The sequence below is a fragment of the Christiangramia flava JLT2011 genome (genome assembly GCF_001951155.1).
Classification (GTDB): Bacteria; Bacteroidota; Bacteroidia; order Flavobacteriales; family Flavobacteriaceae; genus Christiangramia; species Christiangramia flava.
Genome location: NZ_CP016359.1, coordinates 2,211,705 through 2,232,129 on the forward strand (window position 1 = coordinate 2,211,705; position 20,425 = coordinate 2,232,129).

Sequence of the window (20,425 nt, forward strand, 5' to 3'; positions counted from 1 at the left end):
CTGAAAATGTCTTTGCCGGTAAGGCTGACTTTCCTGATATTACTGGTTTATTGCATGGACGCTGCGGCGCAGGAAACTTCGCAGGATTCCACCAAGACCGGTTTTGTCCTGGGCGAATTGTCCCTTCCCGATCCCGAAAGCATAGAATCTTTTTATGAATATGACCCTATCCTGGACCGTTATTTCTTTAAGGAGAAACTCGGCTCGATGAATCTGGGTCTGCCTTTGGTGCTCACTCCGGAAGAATACGAAGAAATGGTGCTTGACCAGGAGATGCGTAATTATTTTAAATTGAAGAACGATGCACTCACCGGAAGAAAAGAAGGTTCGGAAGATATTCAGCGGGATTTGTTGCCCGACTTTTACGTGAACAACAATTTCTTTGAAAGTATTTTCGGTGGAAGCGAGATCAATATTGTGCCACAGGGTTCAGTTGAAATGGATCTGGGCCTGCTCTATACCAAGCAGGATAATCCCGCTTTTTCACCCCGGAACCGTCGCAATCTGTCTTTTGATTTTGACCAGCGCATCAGTTTAAGCCTGTTGGGCCAGATCGGGGAAAGGCTTCAGGTTACTGCCAATTACGATACCGAATCAACCTTCGATTTTCAGAACCAGCTCAAACTGGAATACACTCCCAATGAGGATGATATCGTTCAGAAGATCGAGGTGGGTAACGTGAACATGCCACTGAACAACGCCCTGATTCAGGGAGCGCAAAGTCTCTTTGGTTTCAAGACCCAGCTTCAGTTTGGAAAAACGACCGTGACTGGAGTCTTTTCAGAACAAAAATCGGAAAGAAGAACAGTGAACGTGGAAGGCGGCGCCACTGTAGAAGATTTTGAAAAATTCATCCTGGATTATGACCAGGATCGCCACTTCTTCCTCGCGCATTACTTCCGTGATCATTATGACGGAGCGCTGCAGGATTACCCGTTCATCGATTCTAATATCCAGATCAAGCGTATCCAGGTATGGATCACGAACAGGACCAATAATATTCAAAACTTAACCGATACCCGCAATATTGTGGCGATCCAGGATCTTGGGGAAACCGATGTTCCGGGGAATATCGGGCTCGCTACCGTTCCCGGCGGATTCTTTAATCAGCCTGCCGGTTCGTTCCCTGACAACCCGAACAACGATTTCAACCCCTTCGGGATTACCGGCGTGGGGGAATCGGTGCTTACACCGGCAATTCGCGATATCGCTACGGTTGATAATGGCTTTGGCGGGGTGACGGTTTCCGAAGGGACCGATTATGTGAAGCTGGAAAATGCCAGGCAGCTGAAACCAAACGAATATACGGTCAATTCTCAGCTAGGATATATTTCCCTGAACCAGCGCCTGAGCAACGACGAGGTGTTGGCGGTAGCCTTTCAGTATACGATTAATGGCGAGGTATACCAGGTGGGAGAATTTGCCAATGATGGTGTAAATTCCACCAGTACCACAGATCAGGAGGAACCGCAGCAGGGTACCAATCCGCGGGCTAACCAGAACCTCGTGGTGAAATTGCTGAAAAGTACAATTACTAATGTGAACGAGCCGGTTTGGGACCTGATGATGAAAAACATTTACAGTCTTGGGGCCTACCAGTTGGAGCGGGAAGATTTCCGAATGAATATTCTCTATACCGATCCGCAACCGCTGAATTATATCAAGCCCGCTGAGGGAACGACCCTGCCAGCTGATGTGGCTGATACTCCGCTTTTACGCGTTTTCAGGTTAGACCAGCTGAATACGAACAATGACCCGATCAAGGGAGGGGATGGTTTCTTTGATTACGTTCCGCAGATAACGATCGATCCACAGAATGGAAATGTGATCTTTACCACGGTGGAACCCTTCGGAAGCTGGCTCTTTCAGAAGCTGGATGACAACCCGAACGGCGGAACCGAAGATTATGATATTCCGGAAACCTGGAACCAGAACCAGCAGAAGTACGTGTTCCGTTCCATGTATGAAACCACCAAAACCCAGGCGGAACAGCTGGATGCTGATAAGAACAAATTTCAGTTAAAAGGCCGGTACAAATCAGCTGAAGTGGAGGGGATTCCAATCGGTTTTAACCTGCCCCCAGGATCAGTCACCGTGACTGCCGGTGGTCGTGTGCTCCAGGAAGGCGTGGATTACGTGGTAAATTATGAGCTGGGCCGTGTCCAGATCCTGGACGAAGCCTTGCTGGCTTCCGATATCCCGATCCAGGTCAATACGGAGAACAATGCGCTGTTCGGCCAGCAAACCAAACGTTTTACCGGGATCAATGTGGAGCATCAGTTCAATGAAAATTTCCTGATTGGCGGTACTTTTATCAACCTGAAGGAGCGGCCCTTAACTCAAAAGGCGAATTACAGTTACGAGCCGATCAATAATACCATTCTTGGTTTCAACCTGAATTACAGTACAGAAGTTCCATTTTTGACCAGGCTGGTCAATAAACTGCCTAATATCGATACCGATGTGCAATCGAACGTTTCCGTGCGTGGGGAATTTGCGTATTTACTGCCCGGACAGCCCAACCTGAGTGATTTTGACGGAAAGGCAACAACTTATATTGATGATTTTGAGGCGGCACAGACCAGTATAGATATTAACAATCCGTTGAGCTGGGAGCTTTCCAGTGCGCCTATTGGTTTCGGGGGAGAGCGTGCCAACGGGGAGCTTGCCGCGGGTTACAAACGTGGAAAACTTTCCTGGTATACCATCGACCCTATTTTTTACAGCAATAGAAGGCCTGCGGGAATTTCAGATTCTGATATCTCCACCTATGCGGCCAGAAGAGTGGCCCTGAGCGAGATTTTCCCGAATACCGATGTAGTGCAGGGGCAACCTCAGGTCGTTTATACGATGGACGTGAATTATGATCCTACCGAACGTGGACCCTACAATTTCAACCCGTCGGCCAACGGCAGCAATTCGATCCCCAATCCGCGTGATAATTTCGGGGGGATCATGCGTTCGATCAATACCACCAATTTTGAACAATCTAACGTCGAGTATATCCAGTTCTGGGTAATGGACCCGTATATTTATGCTGAAAATGCTTCGAACGGGCCCGGAACCATTCACTTCAACCTCGGAAATATTTCCGAAGATGTGCTGAAAGACGGCAGAAAACAATATGAAAACGGACTTCCGGAAGGCGAGGATAATACCAGTGTGATCAGTACGGCTTTCGGGCAGGTCCCGGCAGACCAGTCCCTGGTGTATGCGTTTGATACGGAAGGGCAGGCGAGGGTCAACCAGGATGCCGGTTATGACGGGTTGCTGGATACGGAGGAAGCAGTGCAGTTTCCGAATTTTGGCTCTTTGGAAGACCCTGCCGCTGATAACTATACCTATTTCCTGAATACCGAAGGAAACATCCTCCAGCGCTATCGCAATTATAACGGGACTCAGGGCAACTCGCCAACTGACGTAACCGATACCAATCGTGGAAATACCACCCTTCCCACGGCGGAAGATATTAACCGCGATAATACGATGAATACCATCAATAGTTATTTTGATTACGAAGTGCCATTCTTCCGTGGGATGAATATCGAAAATAACCGGTATATCACCGATGTGAAAGAGATCACCACAACCCTTCGAAATGGGCAGCAGTTGCCGGTGAGATGGATTCAGTTCAAAGTGCCGATTTTCGAACCTACCGATGCGATTGGTGGAATTGCTGATTTTAGATCGATCAGGTTTATCAGGATGTTTTTGACCGATTTTGAGAACCCTATCCTGCTAAGATTTGGAACGATGGACCTGGTTCGTGGAGATTACCGACGCTACACGCAGAGCCTCATCGAAGAAGACGGGCAACAGGAAAACCCGAATACCTTATTTGAAGTGAAGGCGGTGAACATAGAAGAAAATGAGAATCGCCAGCCTATTCCTTATGTGTTGCCTCCGGGTGTTCGCCGCGAGCAGTTGTATGAAAATAACACCAATATTCGGCAGAACGAACAGTCCCTGTCTTTGACGACCTGTGATCTGCAGCCCCAGGATGCACGTGGTGTTTACAAGAATTTCCAGGTAGACATGCGCCAGTACAAAAATCTGGAGATGTTCCTGCATGCCGAATCGCTGCCAAATCGCCAGCCATTGAAAGATGGGCAATTGGTAGCTTTTGTTCGTATGGGAACTGATTTTACCGATAACTATTACCAGATAGAAATTCCGCTTTCGCCAACACAATTTGGGGCAAGCACGGCTGATGAGATCTGGCCTGAAATCAATAACCTGAACCTGGACCTGGATCTGCTTCAGCAGGTCAAAACAAGTGTGTTGGGTGATCCTTCCCTGATCTCTACGGAATTGAATTTCTTTACTGAAGACCTGCTGGAGATCGATGCCGAAGCACCTTACGAAATGGGGAAATTGCGATTGGGTATAAAAGGGAATCCGAGTTTTGGGAATATCAGGCTGCTGATGCTGGGCGTGAAGAACGGAACTTCTACCAACGGGGTAACCGACGTTTGCGGGGAAGTTTGGTTCAATGAATTGCGACTTTCTGATCTCAAGAACGAAGGAGGTTGGGCCGGGGTGGTGAGCGTTGACGGGAATCTGGCTGATTTTGCAAATGTTTCAGCTACCGGAAGAAGGAGTACCGTAGGCTTCGGTAGTATCGAGCAGGGGCCAAACCAGCGTAGTCGGGAGGATCTTCAGCAGTACGATTTTGTGACCAACGTGAATATGGGGCAACTGCTTCCGAAGAAATGGGGGATTAAAGTGCCGGTGAATTATTCCAGGGGCGAAGAACTGATCACGCCTAAATACGACCAGGAATACCTGGATGTGGAACTGGATACCAGGCTGGCGAATATCGAAGATAACACCGAAAGGGAACGCGTTAAAAAGCAATCTCAGTCGTATACGAAACGACAAAGCGTGAACGTGATCGGCTTGCGAAAAGAACGAACCGGAGATAAAAAGCCAATGCCTTATGATGTGGAAAATTTCACGTTCTCTTCCTCATACAACCAGGTGGAACATCGGGATTTTGAGATTGAACAGAGTGTGGATCAAAGCGTAAGATTAGGCGGAACCTACGAATATAGTTTCCCGGAAAAGAAACTCGAACCTCTGCGCAAAATTGCCATTCTGGACAGCAGTGATTACCTGGCGATCTTCAGGGATTTCAATTTCAATTATCTGCCTACAAATATCAATGCCAGTACTAATATTTTCAGGCAGTACAATGAACAGAAATTCCGTTCGCTGGAGCTTTCCACAAACGATATCGGTATCCCAACGCTGTACCAGCGAAATTATCTTTTCGACTGGCAGTATGGGGTGAATTACAACCTCACACGTTCGCTGAGTTTCTCTTTTAACGCCAGCAATAACCGCATCATCCGGAACTATATTGATGAAGATGGTTTTGCTGACAATACGGTGGGTATCTGGAATGATTTCTTCAATATTGGGAATCCTGATATTCATTATCAAACGCTGCAGGTAAACTATGAAGTGCCATTTCAGAAGATACCAGCCTTAAAATTCATCAAGGCTACGTATTCTTACACCGGGGATTTCCAGTGGCAGCGTGGATCGAGGATATACCAGACGCTGGAAAATATCCCGAATATTGGGAACAGTGTACAGAATTCCAATTCTCACCAGGTCAATGCCAGTTTGAACTTGCAGGATTTGTACAATTATGTGGGGCTGGTGGAGAAAAAACCAAAGAAGGTTGGAACCAGTATCCAGGAACGCAGCCGGGGAGTTCCTAGTATTGGTCCACCAGATCAACAACGGCAGCAGGAACAGAAACCTGAAGTCGCTCCAAAATCTGATGCCAACAAAGGTTTCAACACCCTGGTAAAGATCGTTACCGGGGTAAAAACCCTGCAGGTGAATTACCGAAACAGTCGCGGGATCTTTTTGCCTGGGTACTTGCCAAGCGTTGGTTTCATGGGCACTACCAGGCCTACTTTTGGTTTCACGCTTGGTTTCCAGGACGAGATCAGGTATATGGCCGCTGAAAGGGGCTGGCTTACGCTTTTCCAGAATTTCAACCAGCAGTATACTTCCGTGGAAAATGAGCAGCTGGATGCACAGGCCACGATCGATCTGCTTCCAGACTTGACCATTGAAGTGACCGGCAGAAAAAATTATTCCGAGAATTTTTCAGAAAATTACCGCATAGACCCGGTAAGTCTGGAATACCAGGCCTTAACGCCTTATACCTATGGGAATTTCAATATTTCCACCATTTTGATCAAAACCGCGTTTAATCAAACTACGGAAATTTCTTCAGAAACCTTTGAAACCTTCCGGCAGAACAGGCTGGAAATTGCTCGCAGACTGGCTGCAGAAAGAGGCCTGGACCCGAACGAGGTTGATGAGGAAGGTTACCCGGATGGGATTGGAAAAAGCAACCAGGCGGTGCTGCTTCCTGCATTTATTGCGGCCTACACCGGCGCAGATCCCGGTAGTATCAAGCTTGGACCTTTCAGGAACACGCCTTTACCAAACTGGAATGTTAAATATACCGGGCTCATGCGTATCAAATGGTTCCGGGACAATTTCAGAAGATTCTCGATCAACCATGGGTATCGATCAGATTATACGCTGAACCAGTACCAGACGAACCTGGATTACGATCCGCAGAATACCGAAGAGCGCAACCAGGCGGGAGATTTCAAGAACCCTATTCTGTATTCTAACGTGGTACTGACCGAATTATTCACGCCGCTTGCACGCGTGGATTTTGAGACCAAAGATAACATCCAGATACTGGCGCAGATGGAAAAAGACCGCTCCCTGGCCTTCAGTTTCGACAATAACTTATTGACAGAATACTCCGGAAATGAATACACTCTTGGTTTGGGTTACAGGCTGAAAGACCTGAAAATCGTGACAAATTTGGGCGGAAACCGAAGGGTTTTGAGCAGCGATCTGAATTTCAAGGCTGATGTCTCCTATAGAAAGAACAGGACTATTGTTCGCTACCTGGATCTTTCGAATAACCAGACGATATCCGGGCAGGACATCTGGGCCATCAATTTCACGACAGATTATGCACTTACCAGGAACCTGACCGCACGTTTCTACTACGATCACAGTTTCTCGAAATATGCTGTTTCCACGGCCTTCCCGCAAACCACGATTCGCTCTGGCTTTACGCTTATCTATAATTTCGGAAATTAACGCAGGCTTATTTGAACAATTCAGCTAAAAAATTAACTTTGCTTCATATAATTTGAAACGATGAACATTCCACAAGAATTAAAGTACACTAAAGACCACGAGTGGGTTCGTGTAGAAGGTGATGTCGCAACCATTGGTGTGACCGATTTTGCTCAGGGAGAGCTTGGCGATATCGTCTACGTTGAGGTAGAAACCCTGGATGACACCCTCGAAAAAGAAGAGGTTTTCGGTACGGTTGAGGCCGTGAAGACCGTTTCAGACCTTTTTATGCCGGTTTCCGGTGAGATCGTGGAGTTTAACGATAGCCTGGAAGACGAGCCTGAGAAGGTGAACGATGATCCTTACGGTGAAGGCTGGATGATCAAAGTAAAACTTTCAGACCCTTCTGAAGTGGATTCATTACTAACTGCTGAACAATATCAGGAAGTAATTGGTAGCTAGAATTTTTTTTATTCTTGCGGCTGCCTATACTGGTTTGATCACCTGGCTTTCCTTAACGCACCTGGGAAAAATCAGTATAGGCGGATTCAATCCTACCGATAAAATGCTCCACGCCGGAGCATATTTATTTTTGATGCTTTTGTGGAAGTCTTACTTCATCTTCCGAAATGAAAAAAATGAAGCGTACCGGTCTAATTTACTGTGGGTTGGATTAGGCTGTGTTCTTTTTGGTATGTTAATTGAGGTTCTTCAGGGAACGATGACCAGTTACCGGACTCCTGATTGGTGGGATGTGCTCGCCAATTCTACCGGAATTGCCATTGCTGCCCTGTTTTTGATCGTTCTGGCGCCGAAGATCATCAACTGGAAACAGAAGATCGTATAACCTTTATTAACTAATCTTTATTATGAAACCCAAGAAAAACCCGAAAGCCGACCTTAATCGGAGGTGGGTGCTATTCCTTCAAATAGGGCTCATTATTGTTCTTTTCTTAACCCTTCAGGCGATCGAATGGGAAACTTCGGTGGCCAAACCAGCCGATACTTCCGGTCTTACTCCGAAAATAATTATGGAAGAAACCCCGCCTGCTACTATTACTCCAGAAACTACCCCACCACCGCCACCTCCAAAAATGCTGATAGATAAGATCGAGCCTATCGAAGATGATGAGCTAGATAAAGAAGATGCGACCCTTTCTACTGATTTGGAGTTTGATGAAATCTCGGAAGTGATAGACATCGTAGATCCAGACGACCCGGAAGATATTATCTACAATGTCTTGGGTGTGGAAGAAGTGCCGCTTTTCCCAGGTTGCGATGCCTTGGCTTCAAATGAAAAGCGAAAAGCCTGTCTCAATGATAAAGTGAATAGTTTTGTGACTAAAAATTTCAACACAGGGATAGGTGAAGACCTGAATCTTACTGGTACGAATCTTGTGCTGGTTATGTTCACAGTGGATACCCAGGGTAAAATTACCGATATCAAGACCCGTGCTCCCCATCCCAGGCTGGAAGAAGAAGCCAGGCGGGTGATCAACAAATTGCCGAAAATGGAACCCGGCAGGCAGGGAGGAAAAGCGGTGCCGGTACAGTATTCTATTCCGATCAGGTTTCGGATTCAGGACTGAAAATGATCCGCTTAACGAGAGATGTGATGATTAATTACTTATTCTCTTGTGATAAATTTAATTTTTTAGAAAAAATCTTTATTTTAGCAACCCTTAATAATACTAAGCATTATGGAACCGAAGAAAAATCCTAAAGCTGATCTGAACAAAAACCGTGTTCTTTTCCTTCAGCTGGGTCTTATCGTTGTACTGTTCATTACTTGGCAGGCAATCGAGTGGAAGACGTACGATCCCGACCAAATTGATATTGGACAGGTAAATATGGACGCTCTAGATGAAGAGGATGTGCCAATTACTGAAATGCAGAATACGCCTCCACCACCGCCACCGCCACCTCCAGCACCTGAAGTAATTGAAGTTGTTGAAGATGAGGAAGAAGTGGAAGAAGACGAGATCCAGTCTACTGAAACTAACCTGGACGAGATCGTTGAGGTAGAAGAAGTAGTGGAAGCTCCGGTAGAAGAAGAGGTAGAAGACGTTCCTTTTGCGGTTATTGAGGATGTGCCGATCTTCCCTGGTTGTGAGAAATTTTCGAACAACAATGAGCGTAAGAAATGTATGAGTGAGAAAATCTCGAATTACGTGAATAAAGAATTTGATACTGATCTTGGTGCAGAACTTGGTTTAACGGGAATCAACCGTGTAATCGTGCAGTTCCGTATCGATGAGAAAGGTAATATTGGTCAGGTAAGAGCTCGTGCTCCCCACCCAAGACTGGAACAGGAGGCTGCGCGAGTGATCAACAGCCTTCCTAAAATGAAGCCTGGTAAGCAGCGAGGAAAAGCTGTTGGGGTAATGTACTCTTTGCCGATCGCTTTCAAAGTTCAGGACTAAGATCATCCATAATGATATTATCAAATCCCGGTTTTGCCGGGATTTTTTATTTTCGCTTACTTCGCTTTCAGAAAAAATGTATATTACGATCGCTTTGAAATAAAGGCCCCAGAGGATATGAAGCATTTTTTACTACTACTTTTTCTCATTTCCGGTTTATACTTAAGTGCTCAGGAAACCACTAATTTTTCTGAGATCTATCCGAAATTTCCTGAATGTGAAACCGCGGCTTATGAAAGTCAGCAGCAATGCTTCGATCAAACGCTTGTCAACCTGGTGGTATCCGCATTTCAGGTTCCTGAAAAGGTTGCTTCCGAAGATTATCATGGAACGCTTACCGTTATTTTTGAAGTTACCGAAGAAGGTGCATTCGAACTGATTTATCAGGATGCAGCATATGAGGAGCTCAAAGAAGAAATGAAGCGGGTCTTTGGTCAGCTGCCGGTTATCGAGCCGGCTACTTATAACGGCAGGCCAATCCATATGCAGTTCAAAATGCCGATACAAATTCCGTTGTCTCGTAACAGTGTCGTGGATCCCGTGAAGAGGGAGGATGAAATTAGGTTAAAAGAACCAGATTCTTCCGAAGAAGAAGTAGTTAAAAATCCTGTTTCTGACATTCGCGATACAGGCCTGGACGAATATGACCAGATTCGTTCCGGGGAATTTACCAGTCCGCGATATAAAAGTTCGATCAATATTCCATTATCACATGAATTTTATGGTCGGTTCGATGCGGCCTTTAATCAGATTGGCCTTAACACGCATTCCGCTTCCAAACCCTTTCTTTTTAACGAGGTAAATAAGTATTATGATTTTCAGGATGAATTAGGGAAACTCCAGAGATCAACCGCGACCTTGGCCGGTAGAAAATTATGGAATGAACACCTTATTCGCTTTCAAGCCGATGATTACTGGTTCACGATCGACGCCGGTTTTGACCTGGAAATCGGGAAGGATTTTGAAGATGAAGAATTTGATTTCACCTACAACAATACTCGTGCGGCAATTATCCAGGGAGGCCTGGGTAAGAACCTGAATTTTTACACCGTTGTTTACGAGAACCAGGGGCGGTTTGCCGGTTATTACAACCGGTATGCTGAGTCTATAAGTCCGGCTGGCGGTGATCCTGCTATCGTTCCCGGTCGTGGTATTGCCAAGGAATTTATGAACGACGGGTATGATTACCCGGTTGCGGAAGGCTATTTGTCGTTTTCGCCGGGGGATTTCATCAATATTCAGTTTGGCCACGGAAAGAATTTTATCGGGGATGGCTATCGTTCGTTGTTATTGAGCGACAATGCCTCTCCTTACCCTTTTTTTAAGCTGAATACCACTTTCTGGAAATTGAAATATACCAATACCTGGATGTCTTTGCGGGACGTTCGGGATGACGTGGTGAATAGCGGTTCTTACCGAACCAAATATATCGCGAATCATTACCTGAGCTGGAACGCGACCAAGAGATTAAATATTGGTTTCTTTGAGTCGGTCATGTGGGAGAATGATAACGGTCGTGGTTTTGATATCAATTACCTGAATCCGGTGATTTTTTACCGGGCCATTGAATTTTCTACCGGCGCCGACGGCGGAAATGCGATCATCGGCCTTACCGGAAAATACAAATTTACCGATCAGCTTTATGCCTACGGGCAATGGGTGATCGATGAATTTTCCTCCGTAGATGTTTTTGGAGGGGAAGGCAGCTGGAAGAATAAGCTGGGCTTTCAGTTGGGGCTGAAATATTCGAAAGCGTTCGATGTGCCAAATTTGTTCCTGCAGGCAGAATACAACCAGGTGCGACCCTATACTTTTTCCCATAATAGCATTGTGCTGAATTATGGTCACAATAACCAGTCTATGGCACACCAGTGGGGAGCGAACTTCAGGGAGTATATTGCGATCGCGAGATACCGGAAGGATCGCTGGTACGGTGATGCCAAGCTCATCATTGGTAAGCGTGGTTTTGATTTTGTGGATGAAGGATCCAATACCAATTACGGGCAGAATATATATAGGACCGAAGAAGAGCGTGCCCTGGAAACCGGCGTAAAGATAGGTCAGGGAAATACCACGAATTCGATTTTTGGATCGTTGGAAGCAGGTTATATCGTGAATCCCACCACCAATCTGAAACTCTTCGGAAGGTTAATTTACCGCGATTTCAATACGCTGCAAAATACCGTTAGTCATTTTGATAATTCTACCGTCTGGCTGAATTTTGGTGTTCGGACGGATATTTTCAACTGGTACTTCGATTATTAGGAGAAAATCCTTCAGAAAATTAACAGCCTGGCAACCTTGCCAAAACCTTTTTAAGGAGTATCTTTGCGGCAGTTAAAAAATGGCCTTTTTGAGCAGCACCCGCGTACATACTTCGAGCGCTTCCATTCTTTCAGATTTTAAGGAAATTACCAAGATGAGGCTGGCTATCAGCGTGGTTTTTTCATCGGTTGCCGGTTATTTTCTGGGTGCTGAAACGATCGATTTTGTAGTGGTTTTCCTTTTATCGATCGGTGGCTATTTCATGGTCGGCGCTTCCAATGCCTATAACCAGATCATCGAACGAAATCTGGATGCGCTGATGGATCGCACGAAAAACAGGCCACTTCCTGCTGGGAGAATGACCGTTGGAACTGCTTTTACCATTGCTACGATTTTTACCATTCTGGGGCTGATAGTTTTATATATCATCAACCCAAAAACCGCGATGTTCGGTGCGATCAGTATCTTTTTATACGTGAGCATCTATACGCCTTTGAAAACCAAGACGCCGCTTTCGGTTTTTGTTGGAGCTTTTCCAGGTGCCATTCCGTTCATGTTGGGGTGGGTGGCCGCAACTGGTAAATTCAGTATTGAGCCCGGAACCTTATTCATGATCCAGTTTTTCTGGCAGTTCCCACATTTTTGGGCTATTGGCTGGTGGTTGTTTGAAGATTACAAAAAGGGAGGGTTTTTTATGTTGCCCACCGGCAAAAGAGATCGTGGAACCGCTATCCAGGTGATTCTTTATACCTGCTGGACGATCCTGGTGTCGCTGATTCCTGCTTTTGGTGTTACGGGAAAATTGTTCCTCACGCCGGTTTCCGCAGCAATCATTCTTATCCTGGGACTGGGAATGTTGTACTACGCCTTCCAACTATATAAAGAAAAAACGGCAGAGGCTGCCAAAAAATTAATGTTCGCAAGTGTGTCTTACATCACCTTGCTTCAAATTGTATATGTGTTAGATAAATTTATCAGACAATGGATTTAACCGAAGATTCTTTAGAGGTAAAGACCGCCAGATCCAAGAAGATGATGCTCTGGTTTGGGATTATTAGTATGGTGATGACCTTTGCCGGCCTGACCAGCGCGTACGTGGTGAGCAAGAACCGGCCAGACTGGCTGAATGAATTTGAACTTCCGCAGTCTTTTCTGTGGAGTACCATCGTGATCCTGTTGAGTAGTGGCACCTTGTATTTGGCTAAAAAGAGCATTCTTCAGAATAAAAGAAAGAACGCCTCCGCCTTATTAGTTGGAACACTGATCCTGGCTGTGCTTTTCGTGCTGTTCCAGTTTTACAGTTTTTCAGAAATTATTGCCAACGGATACTACTTTACGGGGAGTGAAAGTTCGATCACTACCTCATTTATTTACATTCTGGTAGTCGTGCATCTTATTCACCTTATGGCCGGGATAATCGTGCTTTTGGTGTTAATTTATAACCATTTTAAACAGCGCTACCAGGAGGGTCAAATGCTTGGATTTGAGCTAGGTGCGACTTTCTGGCATTTCGTTGACTTTCTTTGGCTGTACTTGATTTTGTTTTTATATTTCTTTAGATAATAAAAATGCGTATTTTTGCGCAACCTTTAACATTAAACTACTTCTATGGAGGCTACTGTTGTTAGAACAGGCACCGAAGGAAAGACCTGGGGAGGCGGAAATGAGCCGCTAAAATCCAGCTACGGAAAAATGATGATGTGGTTTTTCATCCTTTCCGATGCTTTAACATTTTCAGGATTCCTTGCCGCTTACGGTTTTTCTAGATTTAAATTTATAGACATCTGGCCAATCGCCGATGAAGTGTTCACTCACTTTCCGTTCTTACATGGTGTGGAAGCGCCTATGTATTACGTGGCATTGATGACCTTTATCCTGATTTTTTCTTCTGTAACCATGGTGCTGGCAGTAGATGCCGGTCATCGTATGCAGCAGGGAAAAGTGATCCTGTATATGTTCCTTACCATTATTGGAGGTATTATTTTCGTAGGTTCTCAGGCCTGGGAATGGAGTACTTTCATTAAAGGGGAATACGGAGCAGTGAAAACCCACGGAGGGCAAATCCTTCAGCTGGTGAATACAGAAGGGGAGCGCGTTGCGATCTCTGAAATTGCTGTTCCGGGAGTGAGCGAAAGAGCCCGCCACACAGAAGACCAGGGCATCTGGTTTGAATCTGAAGGAAGTCTTAGTACGTACACGCTGGAAGAAGTAAAGGCTGGTTTTGCTGCAAATGAAGATTTGCTGATCAGAACCATGGACCTGAACGAGAACAGGGACGAAAAAACCATTCTTTCCCGTGAAGAATCGCTGGAAAGGCTAAATAATGATGCAGTAGGAATTGTGGAAGGTGCGAACCTTGTAGAAAACGAATACGGCCCACCATTGTTTGCCGATTTCTTTTTCTTTATCACTGGATTCCACGGTTTCCACGTATTCTCTGGAATCGTGATCAATATCATCATATTCTTTAACGTGGTGATTGGGACTTACGAAAGACGCGGTTCTTATGAGATGGTCGAAAAAGTGGGACTTTACTGGCACTTTGTAGACCTTGTTTGGGTATTCGTATTTACATTCTTCTATCTGGTTTAATTTCTGAAAAATATAGTTATGGCTCACCATACTGAACATACAGGACATCACGAAGGCGCGGTAAAAAGAATTTGGATCGTTTTCGCCATTCTTTCCGCAGTAACAATCGTTGAAGTCGCTTTAGGTATCATAAGACCACATTTCTTAACACATACCTATTTCCTGAACATGAGACTCCTGAACTGGGTATTCATCGTTCTAACACTTTATAAAGCATATTATATTGCCTGGGCATTCATGCATCTGGAACACGAATCAAAAGGTTTGCGAAGATCTATTGTCTGGACAGGAATTTTCCTGATCTCTTACCTGATCTTTATTTTGCTCACGGAAGGTGATTATATTTACGAGGTCTACAAAAATGGCTTTATGGCCTGGGACTTCTAAAAGTTAAAAAAGTAATTGAAGGCGGTTTTCTTAAACCGTCTTTTTATTTTTGTAGCCCTTTGTAAAACAGGTTTTTCAGCTTATGAAAAAGTTTCTGGTTCTCGGGATTCTCTTTGCCCTGCCCATCACTGCCTATTTGTTTTTTGCCTCCGGAAAGAACAACTTCGCGCATCTTCCTGTTCTTACTGAAAATGTGAAGGATATTGACCATTTGCAGACGGAAACTGATAGCAGCCTGAGTTTTCAGGATAAGATCAGTATTGTGGCGTTTTTCGGTTCTCAGCTGGACAGCATCAAGGGCAATACCTTCAACCTCGATAAAAAGATCCTGGAAAAATATTACGATTTTGATGATTTTCAGTTCGTGATCGTCCTTCCGGAAAATGCGCAGAATCAAACGCGTCAATATGTAGAGGAATTCAAAAAGATTTCCGAATCTGAAAAATGGCATTTTGCCTATGGCGCACCCGCTGAAGTTGCAGCGATTTTCAGCAGTTTTCAAACACCCTACCAGCTTGATGAACATTCATATTCTCCTTATGTCTTTATAATTGATAAAGACGGAAGTCTTCGCGGTCGTACCGATGATGAGGATGCAAAAGACGGTAAACTTTACGGCTACGATTCCCGATCGGTGGCTGAGTTGAATAATAAGATGAACGATGACGTGAAAGTGATTCTGGCAGAATACCGCCTGGCACTGAAGAAGTATAATGAAGAAAAGCAAAAATTAACGAAATGAAGAATTACTCCTACGTAGGCGTTAGCCTTATTATCCTGATTTTCGGGATCATCTTCATTCCGAAAATTATCAACCGGGTGCAAAATGGTGATGTAGTGGATGCCGACAGGCTTACTTCCGGTGTTTCTGAAAAACCTTCAGAAAATACCAAACCGCTACGATACATCGAGATCAATGGCGAGCGTAAAAAAGCGCCCAGTTTTGAACTGGTCAACCAGGATGACGATACTATTTCTGATGAATTCTATGATGGAAAAGTTTATTTAGTGGAATTTTTCTTTTCCACCTGCCCAACGATTTGCCCGATCATGAACAGCAACTTGGTGGAAATTCAGGAAGAGTTCAAAAATCAGGAAGACTTTGGGATCGCTTCCATCAGCATTGATCCGCGTCATGATACACCTGCCGTTTTAAAACAATATGCCAAGGATCACGGCATTAATCACCCAAATTGGAATTTATTGACCGGCGATCGCGATACGATCTATAACCTGGCTAATAAGCAATTCGGGATCTATGCCGGGGAAGATGGAGATGCTGCCGGAGGTTTTGCTCATCAGGGATTTTTTGTGCTGATCGATCAGGACGGTTATGTGCGTTCTCGGGAAGACCAGTTCGGAAACCCGATTATTTTTTACAAAGGCTCTGTAAAGCGCAATAAAAGTGTTGCTGAAGGAGAAGAAGAGCCGCAAATCAACATTCTTATTGAAGACATAAAACAACTACTGTGAAAACTATAAATACTTCAGATAAGGTCGCGGTACCTGTGATCATTGGGCTTTCCCTGGCGGTGCCATTAATCGTTTTGATATTGATGCTGCTTCCTGAGCGGTACAATCTTTTCGGAACAGATAGCCTTACCTTTCCAACCTTCCACGGAATTTTGAATTTCCTAACCGCCTTTTTACTCATTTTAGGCTATAATTTCCAATTGAATAAGCAGTTTACAAAACACCGAAATACGATGATCGCTGCGTTCGGGCTTTCCAGTATTTTCCTGGTAAGTTACGTGCTTTCCAAGATCAGCAATGAGCCGGTGCCTTACGGGGGCGATGGCGTGTTGCGCTATATCTATTTCTTTATCCTGATCACCCATATTGTGCTTTCGGCTATCATTGTGCCGTTGGTGTTGTTCACCATGTATCGCGGACTCAGCGGAGATTATGAAAAGCATCGGAAAGTGGCTCGATGGACTTTCCCAATATGGCTGTATGTGGCTGTTACCGGTGTGTTGGTGTTCGTGCTGATGTATCCCTATTACTAATTCTGCCGGAATTTCCTTAACTTTGCAGTCTTACACTTAAGTTGCTGAAGATGAAGAAAGAAATGCTGATTTTACTGGTTTTGATGCTTCTGCTAACGCCGTCTCTTGCCGATGCGCAGTGTGCCATGTGCCGCGCAGTTCTCGAGAGCGAGGCCGATCAAAGCGCTGCCAAAGGCATCAATGACGGGATCCTATACCTTATGGTTTTTCCTTACCTGCTGATTGGCGGTGTGGGGTATGCCGTGTATCGAAGCAGGCGCAAGAAAAAGACGATTTCCGAATAATTTATCTGCAGAAACTCATCGAAATTCTACTCTTTTAAGATTTTATTGTAACAATTTGGTTTTTTGGTAGTCTTATGAGTGAAAGATCATCTCTTTCGCTTAATAACCATCAATCATGATTCAGATTACCAACCTTCACAAATCCTATAAAACGGGTTCTAATTCTTTACATGTACTGAAGGGCATCAACTTCAGTGTCAAAGAAGGTGAACTGGTTTCCATTATGGGATCTTCCGGTTCCGGAAAATCAACGCTTCTGAATATCCTCGGAATGCTGGACGAAGCCGATACTGGTTCGTACGTCCTGGACGGAGTGACCATTAAAAACCTGAATGAAAAGCAGGCAGCTCGCTACCGAAATAAATTCCTGGGATTCATTTTTCAGTCTTTTAACCTGATCAGCTACAAATCGGCTTTGGATAATGTGGCTTTGCCTTTGTACTATCAGGGAATGGCCCGCGGGGAACGTATGGATCGTGCGATGGCCTACCTGGAAAAGGTGGGGCTTGCAGATTGGAGCGGGCATTTGCCCAATCAGCTTTCCGGAGGACAAAAACAACGAGTAGCGATCGCGAGAGCCCTGGCCAGTGATCCAAAAGTTCTGCTCGCAGATGAGCCCACCGGGGCTTTGGATACAAAAACTTCTTACGAGGTAATGGATCTCATCCAGCAGATCAACGACGAGGGACGAACCATCCTGGTGGTGACCCATGAAAATGACATCGCTCATATGACCAAAAGGATCGTAAACCTTAAGGACGGTCTGATAATCGAAGACACCCCGGTTCAACAAGTAAGAGCTCTGGAAAATGTTTGATTTGGAAAGATGGGATGAGATCTTTGAGACCATCCGGAAAAATAAATTACGAACTTTTTTAACCGGCCTTTCGGTTGCTTCCGGAATTTTTATCCTGGTAATTCTTTTAGGTGTTGGCCAGGGGATGCAAAATGGGATTGCCCGGGAGTTTGAACGCGATGCTTCCAACCTGATTTTCGTATTTCCAGGTGTTACTTCCAAAGAATATAAAGGTTTGAATCCCGGCCGAAGGATCCAGTTGAAAAATGAAGATTACAACAAGATACTTTTGCAGCATGCAGATATGCTGGATAAAACTTCTGCTGTGTACCAGTTGCCAACCGGAGATATGGTATATAAAAAGGAAAACGGAAGTTATCGCTCAGACGGGGTTTTTCCCGCCTTTCAGGTGTTGGAGAACATCAGTTTAACCGCAGGGAGGTTTATCAATATGAATGACCTCGAAAACCGTGAGAAAGTAGTGGTGATTGGTCGAAGAATTCAGCTGGACCTTTTCAAAAAAGAAGATCCAATCGGGAAAACGGTTAAAATTGGTGGGGTAGGTTTCAAGGTGATCGGGACGTTTACAGATCCCGGTGGTGAGCGCGAAGAATCACGTTTTGCTATTCCTATTACCACTGCCCAGACCATTTACGGCGGTGGAAATGATATTGCCAGGATGTACATCACTCTGAAACAGGACGATAATTTTGATGAGGCCGTGGCAACTTCTCAATATTTTACAGGCCAACTGGAACAATTTCTGAAGAATCAGCATACCATTGCGCCAGATGACAACAGTGCGATCTATATCAATAATACTCTGGAAAATGCCAAAAGATTCTTTATGCTTATGAAGATGATCAGGCTGTTCTTCTGGGGTGTTGGGATTTTTACCATTATCGCCGGAGTTGTTGGAGTAAGCAATATTATGCTGATCATCGTTAAAGAGCGCACCCGTGAAATCGGGATCAGGAAAGCACTTGGTGCGCAGCCCTGGTCGATTATCGGGATGATCCTGCACGAATCCATTTTCGTAACGGCCATTGCGGGATTTACAGGCCTTATTTTAAGCCTTTTATTACTGGAAGTATTCGGTCCACAGGTGAAAGATATCACCGAATATATTTACAATCCTTCTGTAAACTTTTCCGTGGCTGTAAATACGGTGATCCTACTGGTCATCGCGGGGGCTGTTGCCGGATTTTTCCCGGCCTGGCGCGCGGCCAGAATTAAACCTATTGTAGCATTAAGAGACGAATAATATGTTTAGCAGGGATCGTTGGAACGAAATAATAGAAGCATTGACCTCGAACTGGTTCAGGACATTGCTTACCGCATTCGGCGTGCTTTGGGGAATCTTCATTCTTGTAATTCTCCTGGCTGCCGGAAAAGGACTTGAAAATGGCGTTAAACAGGGGTTTGGCGGAATTGCCACGAATACCATGTTCATGTGGACACAGGTGGCTTCCAAGCCTTATAAAGGGATGCCAAAAGGACGCCGGTATAATTTTGAAGTGGAAGATGTGGCGGCCATTAAAAACGATGTGCCTAATCTTCGGATTGTTTCACCGCGTAATCAGTTAGGAGGCTTTCGCGGGAATAATAATGTCACCAGGGGATTGAATACCGGGGCCTATAATATTTATGGCGATTACCCTGAGATCATTCAGCAGGAACCCATGGATATCCTGGAGGGGCGGTTTATAAATTATTCAGATATCAATGAAAAGCGGAAGGTCGCGGTCATTGGTGGCGGGGTCAAAGCCGGACTTTATGATAAAGAGGAGGAAGTGCTGGGTAGCTATATCAAGATAAACGGGGTGAACTTCATGGTGATTGGTATCTATAAGAAAAAAGGAAATAACGGTGATGCCGAGGAGATGCAAAAGGAGATCTATGTACCGTTTACCTCTTTTTCCCAGGCGTTTAATATGGGCAACCGCGTTGGCTGGATGGCGATCACGGCAGATGATGGTCACCCGATCACCGATCTCAAACAGGACGTGATGGATGTGGTGAAGAAGCGCCATCTTATTCACCCGGAAGATGACCGTGCGGTGGGTAATTTTGATCTTTACCAGGAATTCAATCGCGTGAACCAGCTCTTTATTGCGCTGAAAGGTGTGGCCTATTTTGTGGGAACCCTGGTATTGCTTTCGGGAATTATCGGGATCAGTAATATCATGCTCATCGTGGTCAAGGAACGAACCAATGAAATTGGAGTGCGCAGAGCACTTGGGGCAACACCTTGGTCCATTAGGGGACAGATCCTTTTGGAGTCAATTTTCCTAACAATCATTTCAGGAATGATGGGAATCATTCTGGCTACCGGTCTTATCTGGCTGGTGAATCAACAGCTGGAAGGTGTGGATACTTCAGAAACCATGTTTTTGAATCCTTCCGTAGATCTTTTAGTGGTCTTTACGGCCCTGGCCATTTTGATCATTTCAGGATTGCTGGCAGGACTCATTCCCGCTCAGCAAGCGATAAAAGTTAAACCCGTAGACGCTTTGCGTACCGAATAAATTTAAAGTGTAAACA

Annotated in this window: 17 protein-coding genes; all 17 read left to right on the plus strand. The window is 45.0% G+C overall.

What is annotated here, in order from left to right; genetic code table 11:
- The first annotated feature begins 6 nt into the window (after nucleotides 1-6).
- Entirely contained in the window at nucleotides 7-7,149 is a 7,143-nt protein-coding gene (gene sov, locus GRFL_RS09710) for a T9SS outer membrane translocon Sov/SprA (protein ID WP_083644434.1), read from the plus strand.
- Between the two features lie 60 nt (nucleotides 7,150-7,209).
- Nucleotides 7,210-7,590: a glycine cleavage system protein GcvH gene (gcvH, locus tag GRFL_RS09715; RefSeq protein ID WP_083644435.1), complete on the plus strand. Its 381-nt coding sequence runs from the start codon at nucleotides 7,210-7,212 to the stop codon at nucleotides 7,588-7,590.
- Entirely contained in the window at nucleotides 7,580-7,975 is a 396-nt protein-coding gene (locus GRFL_RS09720) for a VanZ family protein (protein WP_236995784.1), read from the plus strand. The genes gcvH and GRFL_RS09720 overlap by 11 nt, the downstream gene beginning before the upstream one ends.
- A 22-nt stretch (nucleotides 7,976-7,997) precedes the next feature.
- On the plus strand, nucleotides 7,998-8,717 hold the full coding sequence (locus GRFL_RS09725; RefSeq protein WP_083644436.1) for an energy transducer TonB: 720 nt from the start codon (nucleotides 7,998-8,000) through the stop codon (nucleotides 8,715-8,717).
- A 111-nt stretch (nucleotides 8,718-8,828) separates the two neighbouring features.
- Nucleotides 8,829-9,551 carry an energy transducer TonB gene (locus tag GRFL_RS09730; protein ID WP_083644437.1) on the plus strand — a complete coding sequence of 241 codons (723 nt, stop codon included), beginning with the start codon at nucleotides 8,829-8,831 and terminating at the stop codon, nucleotides 9,549-9,551.
- A 117-nt stretch (nucleotides 9,552-9,668) separates the two neighbouring features.
- Nucleotides 9,669-11,816: a gliding motility protein RemB gene (locus GRFL_RS09735; RefSeq protein WP_083646060.1), complete on the plus strand. Its 2,148-nt coding sequence runs from the start codon at nucleotides 9,669-9,671 to the stop codon at nucleotides 11,814-11,816.
- Between the two features lie 79 nt (nucleotides 11,817-11,895).
- Nucleotides 11,896-12,807, plus strand: coding sequence for a heme o synthase (gene cyoE / locus GRFL_RS09740; RefSeq protein WP_423738274.1), 912 nt, complete (start codon nucleotides 11,896-11,898; stop codon nucleotides 12,805-12,807).
- Nucleotides 12,798-13,379, plus strand: coding sequence for a cytochrome c oxidase subunit 3 (locus GRFL_RS09745; protein ID WP_083644438.1), 582 nt, complete (start codon nucleotides 12,798-12,800; stop codon nucleotides 13,377-13,379). The genes cyoE and GRFL_RS09745 overlap by 10 nt, the downstream gene beginning before the upstream one ends.
- Before the next feature lie 45 nt (nucleotides 13,380-13,424).
- Entirely contained in the window at nucleotides 13,425-14,408 is a 984-nt protein-coding gene (locus GRFL_RS09750) for a cytochrome c oxidase subunit 3 (protein WP_083644439.1), read from the plus strand.
- 18 nt (nucleotides 14,409-14,426) lie between these two features.
- Entirely contained in the window at nucleotides 14,427-14,795 is a 369-nt protein-coding gene (locus GRFL_RS09755) for a cytochrome C oxidase subunit IV family protein (protein ID WP_083644440.1), read from the plus strand.
- An 82-nt stretch (nucleotides 14,796-14,877) separates the two neighbouring features.
- The gene (locus tag GRFL_RS09760; RefSeq protein ID WP_083644441.1) at nucleotides 14,878-15,537 is read left to right on the plus strand and encodes a thioredoxin domain-containing protein; all 660 of its coding nucleotides are present in this window, start codon (nucleotides 14,878-14,880) and stop codon (nucleotides 15,535-15,537) included.
- The gene (locus GRFL_RS09765; RefSeq protein WP_083644442.1) at nucleotides 15,534-16,268 is read left to right on the plus strand and encodes an SCO family protein; all 735 of its coding nucleotides are present in this window, start codon (nucleotides 15,534-15,536) and stop codon (nucleotides 16,266-16,268) included. The genes GRFL_RS09760 and GRFL_RS09765 overlap by 4 nt, the downstream gene beginning before the upstream one ends.
- Nucleotides 16,265-16,801, plus strand: coding sequence for a DUF420 domain-containing protein (locus GRFL_RS09770; RefSeq protein WP_423738275.1), 537 nt, complete (start codon nucleotides 16,265-16,267; stop codon nucleotides 16,799-16,801). Before GRFL_RS09765 ends, GRFL_RS09770 begins: the two co-directional genes overlap by 4 nt.
- A gap of 50 nt (nucleotides 16,802-16,851) precedes the next feature.
- Complete coding sequence (locus GRFL_RS09775) at nucleotides 16,852-17,085, plus strand: hypothetical protein (RefSeq protein WP_083644443.1); 234 nt, start codon at nucleotides 16,852-16,854, stop codon at nucleotides 17,083-17,085.
- Nucleotides 17,086-17,200: 115 nt separating this feature from the next.
- Nucleotides 17,201-17,902 (plus strand): ABC transporter ATP-binding protein, encoded by a 702-nt coding sequence (locus GRFL_RS09780; RefSeq protein ID WP_083644444.1) that lies wholly within the window; start codon nucleotides 17,201-17,203, stop codon nucleotides 17,900-17,902.
- Nucleotides 17,895-19,145: an ABC transporter permease gene (locus GRFL_RS09785; RefSeq protein ID WP_083644445.1), complete on the plus strand. Its 1,251-nt coding sequence runs from the start codon at nucleotides 17,895-17,897 to the stop codon at nucleotides 19,143-19,145. Before GRFL_RS09780 ends, GRFL_RS09785 begins: the two co-directional genes overlap by 8 nt.
- A gap of 1 nt (nucleotide 19,146) precedes the next feature.
- The gene (locus GRFL_RS09790; protein ID WP_083644446.1) at nucleotides 19,147-20,409 is read left to right on the plus strand and encodes an ABC transporter permease; all 1,263 of its coding nucleotides are present in this window, start codon (nucleotides 19,147-19,149) and stop codon (nucleotides 20,407-20,409) included.
- Nucleotides 20,410-20,425 lie beyond the last annotated feature (16 nt).

What these genes read in the sequence shown, in the direction of transcription:
- sov (WP_083644434.1), top strand. Translation starts at nt 7, where the DNA reads ATGTCTTTGCCGGTAAGGCTGACTTTCCTGATATTACTGGTTTATTGC.
- gcvH (WP_083644435.1), top strand. Translation starts at nt 7,210, where the DNA reads ATGAACATTCCACAAGAATTAAAGTACACTAAAGACCACGAGTGGGTT.
- GRFL_RS09725 (WP_083644436.1), top strand. Translation starts at nt 7,998, where the DNA reads ATGAAACCCAAGAAAAACCCGAAAGCCGACCTTAATCGGAGGTGGGTG.
- GRFL_RS09730 (WP_083644437.1), top strand. Translation starts at nt 8,829, where the DNA reads ATGGAACCGAAGAAAAATCCTAAAGCTGATCTGAACAAAAACCGTGTT.
- GRFL_RS09735 (WP_083646060.1), top strand. Translation starts at nt 9,669, where the DNA reads ATGAAGCATTTTTTACTACTACTTTTTCTCATTTCCGGTTTATACTTA.
- cyoE (WP_423738274.1), top strand. Translation starts at nt 11,896, where the DNA reads ATGGCCTTTTTGAGCAGCACCCGCGTACATACTTCGAGCGCTTCCATT.
- GRFL_RS09745 (WP_083644438.1), top strand. Translation starts at nt 12,798, where the DNA reads ATGGATTTAACCGAAGATTCTTTAGAGGTAAAGACCGCCAGATCCAAG.
- GRFL_RS09750 (WP_083644439.1), top strand. Translation starts at nt 13,425, where the DNA reads ATGGAGGCTACTGTTGTTAGAACAGGCACCGAAGGAAAGACCTGGGGA.
- GRFL_RS09755 (WP_083644440.1), top strand. Translation starts at nt 14,427, where the DNA reads ATGGCTCACCATACTGAACATACAGGACATCACGAAGGCGCGGTAAAA.
- GRFL_RS09760 (WP_083644441.1), top strand. Translation starts at nt 14,878, where the DNA reads ATGAAAAAGTTTCTGGTTCTCGGGATTCTCTTTGCCCTGCCCATCACT.
- GRFL_RS09765 (WP_083644442.1), top strand. Translation starts at nt 15,534, where the DNA reads ATGAAGAATTACTCCTACGTAGGCGTTAGCCTTATTATCCTGATTTTC.
- GRFL_RS09775 (WP_083644443.1), top strand. Translation starts at nt 16,852, where the DNA reads ATGAAGAAAGAAATGCTGATTTTACTGGTTTTGATGCTTCTGCTAACG.
- GRFL_RS09780 (WP_083644444.1), top strand. Translation starts at nt 17,201, where the DNA reads ATGATTCAGATTACCAACCTTCACAAATCCTATAAAACGGGTTCTAAT.
- GRFL_RS09785 (WP_083644445.1), top strand. Translation starts at nt 17,895, where the DNA reads ATGTTTGATTTGGAAAGATGGGATGAGATCTTTGAGACCATCCGGAAA.
- GRFL_RS09790 (WP_083644446.1), top strand. Translation starts at nt 19,147, where the DNA reads ATGTTTAGCAGGGATCGTTGGAACGAAATAATAGAAGCATTGACCTCG.